Genomic DNA, 9,657 nt, shown 5'->3' with positions numbered 1-9,657 from the left:
GCTTACACGTTCCGCGAGAAGAAACCTTCACTTAATATCAGATTCACTCAAGCTCTTCCACTTGTAGGGTTGTGATTCTTATGTCGAACTCACGTTATATTAGTGGGCAGTCATACCATGAAATCTGATCAGTCTTTAAATTGCCCGGCTGCTTATGAGATACTCTCTAACTTTGTAAGCTAAAACTATAAATAACTATAAATCACCCGGGAAATTTTAGGTTGGCGGTACCAGCCGCAATCTATACCACGGGTGTTATCAAAGCAACCATAATATTCCTGCCGTAAAATCATGATCGAAATCATTGCTACTTTTGCCCGGTGGTCGCAACTGACTGCCAATTTAATCTTGTTTGGAAGCTGTGTTTTTCTTGCCATTGTTGGATAACAAAAGGCTGTGTTTGAAACCTCGTGGGCGAGCCGTCTGGAAAAAAGATTCCCTTGGCTAGCGGGTGTGGTTTTGTTGGGATTGATGGCTATCCTGGCGACGACAACGGGTGAAGCAACGGGAAGGCTAGCCAATACCTGGAGTCCGGCTGCATGGTTCGAGGTTGTCCAGCAGACACGGGTAGGGCATTTATGGGCGGCAAGGGCGCTGCTGGCAGTTGTGCTATTTGGTGTCATTTTGTATATCCAGCGCCTATCTCGTGTGCGATGGCACTATATTTTGTGGGCGGTTGCTGCTTCACTTCCCCTGATCGCAGGCTCATTGATGAGTCATTCCGGCGCAGAGGAAATATCATTTGTATCGATCGCGCCCTATGCGCTGCATATCCTGCTGGCAGGAGTATGGTTTGGTGCATTACCCGCTTTTCTATTGACCGTGTATGACAGTCATCGGTCTTCAGACAAAACCTCATCTCTGCTAAATGCAGCGTCTTTGAAGGAATTCTCGGCAAGTGCTCTGCCTGTGATGCTGCTGATGATAGCAACCGGTTTAATGGTGGCAGATCGTATGGTGGAAACCTATTACCATGCGCTGGTTGCCAGTTCCTATGGTTGGTTGCTGAATTTCAAGCTTGCGCTATTAGGTGTTTAGTCACAAGATATTTGCCCAAAGAGCGATGCATCTGATATGGACGGCGGCGAGGAAGGAAGCGGTGTTTTTAGCGTATCTTGTGGCAATGCTGCGCCATCTTTTCAGGTGCAGGAAGGCATTTTCGATCAAGTGTCGGGTCTTATACAGATCTTCATCATACGGCCTTTGAACACTACGGTTTTTCTTCGACGGGATTACGGACTCCATGCCCTGAGCTTTTGCTTGATCAAAAATAGCATCGCTGTCATAGTCTTTGTCCGCAATCAGTTGATCGGCATGAAGCCCCTCGATCAGGTGGCCAGCCTGCGTGCAATCCGCTCTGGTACCTTCCGTGATAATAATTCTGAGCGGCATACCATGCGCATCCACGGCCAGATGTATCTTTGTGTTGAGCCCCCTTTTGTACGGCTCATGTCCTGATTACCGCCTCTTGCACCTGCCGCATGCGGATGCACTTTGCAATGGCTGGCATCGATCATCAACCATTCGTAATCCGGCTCGTCAATCAGAACTTCCAGCAATTTTTTCCATACCCCCTTGTCATGCCAGCGGATAAAACGACGGTGGGTGTTGCTCCAATCTCCATAATCCGGCGGCAAGTCACGCCACGGCGCACCCGTGCGAATAATCCAGAAAACCGCATCGATGAACTGGCGATTATCTTTTGCTATGCCACCCCAGCTACCCTCGCGCCCAGGCAAATGTGGCTCTAGCAATTCCCAAACCTTATCCGATATATCGTGCCTACGATGTGCTTGTGTCATATGAGATCCTCCTTCCTTACAAGAATTTCATATTTTTCATCTCGTGACTATAGTATCTAGTCTAACATGCATTTAATGCTCAAAAAGCTCGCCATTCTGTCTAAGTAGTCAAGAATCCGCCAAAACAAGATCTACGGACTAATCAAAGTAGCAAGATGCTGTTTCTTTCCTTTTTGGCAATCGATATCCAACAACCTGCTGCGCAAACGTTTTACTTCATCACAATTTTGTTGTCACCAATCGTAATTTGTTTGTTATCCTGAGCTAGCAAAAATATGCTGATTAGATACTTCTCAATAACTGATACTTAACTACTATGTCAATAATATCGCTTACGTCCCACATAGATGCCTAAGACGATGTTAATAGAAAAGTTTTTTTTGACCTGTTGGGAGCTACGCAATGAAGGTTATGAGTGTTCACGACATCCAAAAACTGATCAAAATTATTGGCTTGAAAGTCTTTCTTGTCAGGCTAATTACGTTTCTGGAAAACGATTTCTCCCGCTGGGATACCTTCCGAAAATCTGTGCGTCATGCGACCTATTTTGCGCAAGGCGCCATTGAATTGATGCCCTGTGCGAATGATCAATTTTATACATTCAAATATGTCAATCGCCATCCCGCCAACACGGCACAAGGTAAGTTGAGCATAATCGGCATCGGCCAGTTAAGCGATACTGCTACCGGTTACCCGTTGTTGCTTAGTGAAATGACCTTACTGACCGCTTTGCGCACGGCTGCAACCGGAGCTTTGGCAGCCAAGTATTTGGCTAGAGAAAACAGTCAGTCTTTAGCGATTATTGGAACCGGCGCACAGTCGGAATTTCAGGTAATAGCTTTTAGCAGTCTTTTCCCGTTACAGCAAATACGCTACTTCGATATTGATGCAGCGGCAATGGCTAAATTTTCGCGTAATCTGGCACCTTATGCTTTCGAGCTAATACCCTGCGCCAACATTCGGGATGCTATTCGCAATTCCGATATTGTCATTACTGCAACGGCGTCAAATAGACGGCAAACATTATTCGAATTGCAAGATGTCACACCAGGTACCCATATTTACGCCATGGGCGGCGATTGTCCAGGTAAAACCGAATTAAGTCGAACCCTGCTACAGGCAGCAAAAATTGTGGTTGAATTTATTCCGCAAACACTAAAGGAAGGTGAAGTACAACAGTGTGATGCAAGCGATATTTATGCCGAATTATGGGAACTCGTCACTAAACGTAAGCGAGGCAGGGAAAACGCTACTGAAATTACCGTATTCGATTCGGTTGGCTTTGCGTTGGAAGATTTCGCAACGCTGCGCTTAGTGTATGAACTGGCTTTAGAGTATCAATTAGGCAGTGAGATAGCTTTGCTGCCCGAAGTGCGTGATCCTAAAGATTTGTTCAGTGTTTTATCGCCTTTTCCCCAAGGAAAGAGAAACTGATTGCTAAGCCGCATAGAATGTTTCAACAATCGTTTTCATCAGTTGCAGTGTTTTAGCGTGCCGATCGTTTTCCGGATTAAACTCACTGATCTCCAGACCGCAAAGGTTGGCATGGCGCTTCACCAAGGTAAGCGCTGTCAGGAGGGCTATGGCTTTAATTCCGCCCGGCACTGGCGTCTCTACGCCAGGCGCATCTTCAGGATCAATGAAATCCAAGTCGAGGCTGATCCCTATCATGCCGCAGGTTCTGCTTAATTGCTCGATGGCCGCAAGTAGTGTCTGGGAGAAATCGCTGATTTGATCAGCAAACACAATCTTGACGTTTGTCTGTTTTAAAAGAGCGTATTCCTCCGTTTCATAACTGCGGACACCGATCAGCAGCAGATTTTCTGGCTGAATAAAGCGACAAGCTGGATAAATTGCGCCCAACCGTTCATCCGCTTTGCCTAGCAGTGCGGCAACAGGCATGCCGTGTATATTGCCGGAAGGCGTAGTGGCAAAAGTATGCGCATCCATGTGTGCATCAAGCCAGATTAAGCCAAATTCGTTGCTGTGCGGCAATCCCTGCAGCACGCCAGACCAGGTACCAAGTGCACAGGAATGATCACCGCCGATCACCAGAAAATGGCGTCGGCTTTCAGTCCAGTAGCGGGTAAATTGACTCGTTTTTTGGTAGAGATGGGCTAATCTGACCTCTTTTGAGCCCGTCTTTTCGGGGTACAGTATATGCCATTGCAGTTGCAGGCTGGTGGGTACTGCTGGTTGCCGCGCAAACTCGTCACGCAGCAGTTCTGCCGCGTAGCCGCAGGTGCGCATCGGTCCGCCCAGACAAGAAGCAATTCCTAGTGTTTGTATCAGTTTCGTCATAAAGTAATGATGGCACAGCCTGAGGACAATGTCTTTAAGACAAACCAATTTTTACTTTTTTCCTAACCAAGATTTCCAGTCAGTGCTTACTCATCCCAGCGAAAGCAGGGAATCACCTAGGTTACTCAGAATTAGCAAGAGGATGTGGTAAATTATAGATCAAGCGCAGTCGGAGGTAGAATATTTGCCAGAAAGCTTTTCAGGATCATTTGCGTGTCATTCTGTCGGTTATAGCATTTCTGGGTCTGTTCTCATCCTGCGCAACATCGGAGATAGATCACATGACGGAAGAATTCAAAACATTTGTAAAGAAATTCGAAGCAAAGGTCATTCCCTTGCATAAACAGGCGATACTGGCATATTTCAATGCTACGATCTCGGGAAAGGAAGAGGATTATCGTCGTGCAGCAGATCTGGAAATACAGCTGACTAAGATACTTGCCAGTAAGGAAGATTTCGCGACGCTCAAGCGAATTCGTGCAGCGAATACCATTTCGGATCCGATGCTGCGGCGGCAGCTCGAGGTGCTGTATCTCTCATATCTCGAAAAGCAGCTTGATGAAAGTAAGCTTGAGCAAATGATTCGCTTGCAAAATGAGAATGAAAAGAAATTCTCGACTTTTCGCGCAGAAGTGAACGACAAGAAACTTACCGACAATGAGATCGACGAGATTCTTCACACCTCCACCAATAGTGTGGAACTCGAAACGGCATGGACGGCAAGCAAGGAAATCGGCAGCGTCGTCGCCGACGATATCCTGCGGCTGGTACGTATGCGCAACGAGGCGGCACACGAACTCGGCTTCGCCAACTATCATGCCATGAAGCTGCAGCTGAGTGACCAGGACCCCATGCAGATCGAGGCGCTGTTTGACGAGCTCGACAAACTAACCACACCGGCATTTACCGAGCTGAAATCCGACATCGATGCCAAGCTGGCCAAGCGGTACAATATATCGGTAGAGGATCTAATGCCCTGGCATTATCAGAGTCGTTTCTTCCAAGAAGCGCCAATGATCTACAATATCGACCTTGATGAATTCTACCAGGACAAGGATATCATCTCCCTGACGAAGCAGTATTTCGCCAGTCTCAACATGCCGATCGACGATCTGCTCGAACGCAGCGACCTATTTGAGAAAGAAGGAAAGTATCAGCATGCCTACTGCACCGACATCGATCGCGAAGGTGATGTGCGCGTTGTGTGCAATATCAAGCCAACCTACAACTGGATGGACACTATGCTGCATGAGTACGGCCATGCAGTGTATGACAAGTACATCGACCGCCGCCTCCCCTGGGTGCTGCGAGAAGCCGCACATATATTTACGACCGAAGCTATCGCCATGCTCTTCGGACGACTCGCGAGCAATCCCGCCTGGCTTGAACAAGTCGCAGGTATATCGGCCGATAAGATAGAGCAGATAGCGGATATCCTATTCCAGTCCCTCCGCCTCGAGCAACTCGTGTTCAGTCGCTGGGCACAAGTCATGTATCGCTTTGAGAAGGCCCTATACGAAAACTGCGATCAAGATCTCAATACCCTCTGGTGGCAGTTGGTAGAAAATTACCAAATGCTGCGCAAGCCTGCAGGGCGCGATAAACCTGACTGGGCTTCCAAAATCCACGTTGCCCTCTACCCGGCTTACTACCATAACTACCTGCTAGGCGAGCTGCTCGCATCGCAACTGCATGCCTATATCTGTCGCGAAATACTGAAATCGGACAACCCTCATCGTGAGGCTTATGTCGGTCGCACTAAGGTCGGAAGCTGGCTCATCGAGAACGTCTTCAAGCCTGGTCACACTCTTTTGTGGAACGACTTGATCGAGAATGCCACTGGAGAGAAGCTCACTGCGAAACACTACGCCGCACAATTCATAAATTGACATCTGATAGAAGTAGATCAGAAGTAGCGACAATACTTATTGCTCATCAGATGTTGATGAGCAAGCGCTGGGTGAATGATATACAGCCAAGCTATTTCAGCCTACTATGCTGATTCATGGCACAGCAAACAAGCACCCTGCTGCTTCCAATGTCATTCCTTGAACGGTGCTTTTTCCGGCTCAACACTTTCGACCTGGGGAATGGCCTTATGCGGATGCTGTTTGACCATTCGCTTCAATTTGTCATCCTTCGCTGGCCCATGAATGCCGCTCTCTTGAATCTCCCTATCCGGTGGTAGTTCCTCCAGCTCGGGCATTCTGTGCTCAAGCTCGGCTTCGGCCGCAAGCCAATCATCAAGCTCATGCCCGGAAGCGTAGCCACGCTCCGCGTAGTGATAATAAGCAGCCTCGCGAATCATCGCTTCGCGCTGCTCAAGGCTGAGAGTCCCTCGCCAAGTAATGTCGGGATCACTTTGCTGTTTAATAGAAGTGCGTGTCTGTTTAGCCATGTTTTTGTCCTCCATTATTGAAGATAAGGAGTACGGAGCGAACAGGCCAGGCCCATAAGGCTGCGCACCCCTCATAGATACCTGGTTGGTTTGCAATTGTAACCACACCCACCAGGACCATGAAATATAGGAAAAAAATAAACGTTTTTTTAATTTAACTCTAATATGTTAATAGATTATTACAATATTTTGACTAAAAAAATACGTGTAAACACGTAAGAACAATTCTTATTTACAAATGATCAAAATTTTTATTTTTGATTCAAGCTATGCCATATAGCAAAAATTCAGATACATTTTTGATTTTTAGTCACATCAGAATCAAAAGAAAAGATCAACTTAGAAATGGAAAGTAAAGTAGGAAGCATTTTGGAATCAATTAGATTCGAAGAAATCCTATCCTTGTGCAGAAGAGTGCAACGAGCACAAAATTTCTGACTTCCTTTTAACGCGCTGCCGAGACCATCCTGAGAACGTGTGGATAACGCGGCTCCAACGTATTGCCAGTACCGGTAAAATCGTTGTAGTAGCGACGGCTGGTTTTCCACGAGATCGTAGTAGCTTTTATTGTCCACTCTCCTAGCATAGATAGTCGGCGTGAACGGCAAAAAAGCCGATGGGGTTGTAGCCCCAATAGTTACTCAACCCGCGTTCTACTAAATGTCGATCATGAAAGAAGGCCTGGATCGGCATGAGCTCTACTGTAGTCACAGCCAGGTTCTTGAGGTAATCCACTATAACCGCCGACGATAACCCTTCGAAACTACCGCGTATATGTTTAGGTAGATCCGGGTGCCGCATGGAAAAACCGCGCACATGAAGCTCGTAGATGATGGTTCGATCCCATGGTATAGCAGGTGGAGGTTTACCTCCCCAGGTAAAAGCAGGATCAATGACCTGGCATTTTGGTATGAATGGCGCGCTGTCGCGTGTATCGAAAGATAAATCCGCGCGTGGATCACCGATGGTATAGCCATACAAGGCATCATCCCAACGAAGCCGACCCCGTAACGCCTTGGCATAGGGATCAAGAAGCAGCTTATGGTGATTGAAACGAAAACCCTGCTCAGGGTTATAGGGACCGTACACTCTATAACCGTATAACTGGCCAAGATGGACGTCGGGAAGATAGCCATGCCATACTTCATGAGTGTATTCGGGCAATGCTATCCTTTCAACCTCATGCTTCCCCATCTCATCGAATAGACACAGTTCCACCTTCTCGGCGTATGCAGAAAATAAGGCGAAATTGGTGCCCGAGCCATCCCAGGTTGCACCAAAAGGATAAGGCAGGCCAGGCCATACGCGTCGTCCCCGTCTTACTGTATCATGGGTCATTGCGAAAAACTTTCATCATCGAGACCTCCGCTCGGTAGTTCCATCTGCATAAGATCGCAATCGACTTGTTATGAAAAGGTTTAATTCCTGCTTTAACTGAGCTAGATTTCAGAAGATTATCAGGTAGAGAGGATATTCTCAGTGCATTTCTGGCATGCAAACGATTTTTGCGGCTATCTTGCACTGAAACAAACCAGATTACCGAATATGACGGGTCTGGCTGCAATCGGATTTAATCGATTCTAGATTTTGATCTCGGCTTGATGGAAATTTTTGCCAACAAAAATTTGATGCAGCTTTGGCAACCAATGGCGGTGACAACGATAGATAGCTGATAAAGCTCACGCTGCCCCCGCCTGTTCATCTTAATGATGATTTGTTAATCATCCAATACTATTCATCTTAAGATGATGTCCTCGACTATTTGTCCTCGTGTTTCGCCAGCAGGATGAGCGTTGCTGTGGATATTCGTATAAGTCTTCCCAGCGAGCATCGCATCGACCAGTTCCTTTAAGGTTGTTATGCTTTGTTGAATGGTGTCCATGCACGTATTTTTGACAATATTAGCGTCGGTGAGTGTTGCTTTAATTTTAAACATGCCATCGACCCCGCCGGTAATAACACCCGAGAGAAAGGCCACTATCGGCCCATTCTGGCCTACAGCCCCACAATGGATATGTGCTCCTGCCTGCCCGAGTAAACCGACCGGAGCACCATTGTTTATAGCCTTAAGCTCGAAATCCATCATTGTGCGGTCTGGATTAACCTCAAACAGCGCTCTTGCTCGTATTTGGTTCACCACAGGTGGGACCTCCTGGTCTCCCGTAAGCTTGGCCCTAAATTCGAGAAAGTCGGCGCTATAAGCGCTTCCCGCAACAAGTATAAGGGCTAATAGATAGGATATAGTCATAATTATTTTCATGATTTGATCTCCTTATGGTTATTGAACGTCTTTCTGCGAAAGACTCTTGATTGAACCTAAGATAAGTGATAGGAGTAATAGATATTTTTATTAAACTCTAATGGTTCTTTAATAGATTATTGAAATATATAAATAAAAAAATACGTGCAAACACGTAGAAATCAACTTTATCGACAGTTGATCAAATATTGTTTTGACTGAAGTTAGGTGTATTTTTGCCTTTCAGCTAATTCCATATCTAAATCAAACCTGATTTTGTCGGCTTCTCTTTGCCGTCCTATTTATACTGTCTGCAGCTCACCTTCGCATCATGTTTGATTTGGAAATGAAATAAGAGATATTTTGGAGCAAAGAAGAATTGATCACCCCAAAATGCAAAGAGCCAGGAGAACTTGTGTAGATTTATAATCAGGTAGACTCCACAAGCGTTCATTGCTTCAAAGTTTTATGCAAACGAATGTGGCAATAGTCGGGCCTGATAACTGAAACATCAAAGGTTGTGAAAAGAAAACTCAGTTTTGCTAAAACTGAGTTTTAGCGTAGCTACATATAGCCTAACCAGTTAAGAATGATTCAGAATGCATAGGATTTGAAGAGCGTATCGACGGTTTGGTTTTGTTGTCTACGGAGCGCCTTGGCCTGTGCCCATTTGTGTTCGATGGGATTGAGATCAGGAGAATAAGCGGGAAGATATTCAAGGGTATGCCCGGCGTTATGTATGGCATCCCGTGTGTCTTGTCTCTTATGGAAGGTGGCATTGTCCATCACAACGATGGAATGTAGTGGCAATTTAGGCAACAGGTCCTGCATCGCCCATCCATGAAACACATCAGCATTGATGTTGGCTTCAAACAGGCCGATGGTTACCAGTAACTTTCCAATCAGGGCACCAATCG

General features: G+C 46.3%; 9 protein-coding genes. 3 read left to right on the top strand and 6 right to left on the bottom strand.

Annotation, left to right across the window (positions count from 1 at the left end):
• Positions 1-396 precede the first annotated feature (396 nt).
• A complete protein-coding gene (locus BLV54_RS13575; RefSeq protein WP_176969782.1) occupies positions 397-1,038 on the top strand; it encodes a hypothetical protein in 642 nt (213 codons plus the stop codon).
• On the opposite strand, the gene BLV54_RS13570 is transcribed toward BLV54_RS13575, so the two are convergent.
• Positions 1,039-1,802 (bottom strand): IS5 family transposase gene (locus BLV54_RS13570; RefSeq protein WP_090572163.1). Its coding sequence is split into 2 segments (ribosomal slippage): positions 1,039-1,442 and positions 1,442-1,802, totalling 765 coding nucleotides; the frame shifts between segments, so codons are not numbered across the junction.
• Between the two features lie 402 nt (positions 1,803-2,204).
• On the opposite strand from BLV54_RS13570, the gene BLV54_RS13565 reads away from it, so the two are divergent.
• Positions 2,205-3,236, top strand: a complete 1,032-nt coding sequence (locus BLV54_RS13565; RefSeq protein ID WP_090572162.1) for an ornithine cyclodeaminase — start codon at positions 2,205-2,207, stop codon at positions 3,234-3,236.
• Positions 3,237-3,239: 3 nt separating this feature from the next.
• Here BLV54_RS13565 and BLV54_RS13560 read toward each other — a convergent pair whose 3' ends face one another.
• Positions 3,240-4,103, bottom strand: coding sequence for an arginase (locus BLV54_RS13560; protein WP_090572161.1), 864 nt, complete (start codon positions 4,101-4,103; stop codon positions 3,240-3,242).
• A gap of 281 nt (positions 4,104-4,384) precedes the next feature.
• Here BLV54_RS13560 and BLV54_RS13555 point away from each other — a divergent pair, with 281 nt between their 5' ends.
• Positions 4,385-5,992 (top strand): M2 family metallopeptidase, encoded by a 1,608-nt coding sequence (locus BLV54_RS13555; RefSeq protein WP_090572160.1) that lies wholly within the window; start codon positions 4,385-4,387, stop codon positions 5,990-5,992.
• Between the two features lie 152 nt (positions 5,993-6,144).
• Here BLV54_RS13555 and BLV54_RS13550 read toward each other — a convergent pair whose 3' ends face one another.
• From BLV54_RS13550 to BLV54_RS13535, 4 genes are all read right to left on the bottom strand, one after another.
• Positions 6,145-6,501, bottom strand: a complete 357-nt coding sequence (locus tag BLV54_RS13550) for a DUF2934 domain-containing protein (protein WP_143032525.1) — start codon at positions 6,499-6,501, stop codon at positions 6,145-6,147.
• Positions 6,502-7,080: 579 nt separating this feature from the next.
• On the bottom strand, positions 7,081-7,839 hold the full coding sequence (locus tag BLV54_RS13545) for a GlgX family protein (protein WP_218132408.1): 759 nt from the start codon (positions 7,837-7,839) through the stop codon (positions 7,081-7,083).
• A 397-nt stretch (positions 7,840-8,236) separates the two neighbouring features.
• Positions 8,237-8,749 (bottom strand): CHRD domain-containing protein, encoded by a 513-nt coding sequence (locus BLV54_RS13540; protein WP_256329504.1) that lies wholly within the window; start codon positions 8,747-8,749, stop codon positions 8,237-8,239.
• A 585-nt stretch (positions 8,750-9,334) separates the two neighbouring features.
• On the bottom strand, positions 9,335-9,657 hold a 323-nt coding region (locus tag BLV54_RS13535), incomplete at its 5' end, for a transposase (protein ID WP_090571816.1).

It is taken from the genome of Nitrosomonas sp. Nm33 (genome assembly GCF_900107265.1).
In the GTDB taxonomy this organism is placed as follows: Bacteria; Pseudomonadota; Gammaproteobacteria; order Burkholderiales; family Nitrosomonadaceae; genus Nitrosomonas.
Note: the sequence above shows the minus strand (reverse complement) of the source record. Positions and strands in the feature narration are given on the sequence as shown.

Coding starts and splice junctions, on each gene's coding strand:
- BLV54_RS13545 (WP_218132408.1), bottom strand. CDS start 7,839: ATGACCCATGATACAGTAAGACGGGGACGACGCGTATGGCCTGGCCTG.
- BLV54_RS13565 (WP_090572162.1), top strand. CDS start 2,205: ATGAAGGTTATGAGTGTTCACGACATCCAAAAACTGATCAAAATTATT.
- BLV54_RS13550 (WP_143032525.1), bottom strand. CDS start 6,501: ATGGCTAAACAGACACGCACTTCTATTAAACAGCAAAGTGATCCCGAC.
- BLV54_RS13560 (WP_090572161.1), bottom strand. CDS start 4,103: ATGACGAAACTGATACAAACACTAGGAATTGCTTCTTGTCTGGGCGGA.
- BLV54_RS13555 (WP_090572160.1), top strand. CDS start 4,385: ATGACGGAAGAATTCAAAACATTTGTAAAGAAATTCGAAGCAAAGGTC.
- BLV54_RS13540 (WP_256329504.1), bottom strand. CDS start 8,749: ATGACTATATCCTATCTATTAGCCCTTATACTTGTTGCGGGAAGCGCT.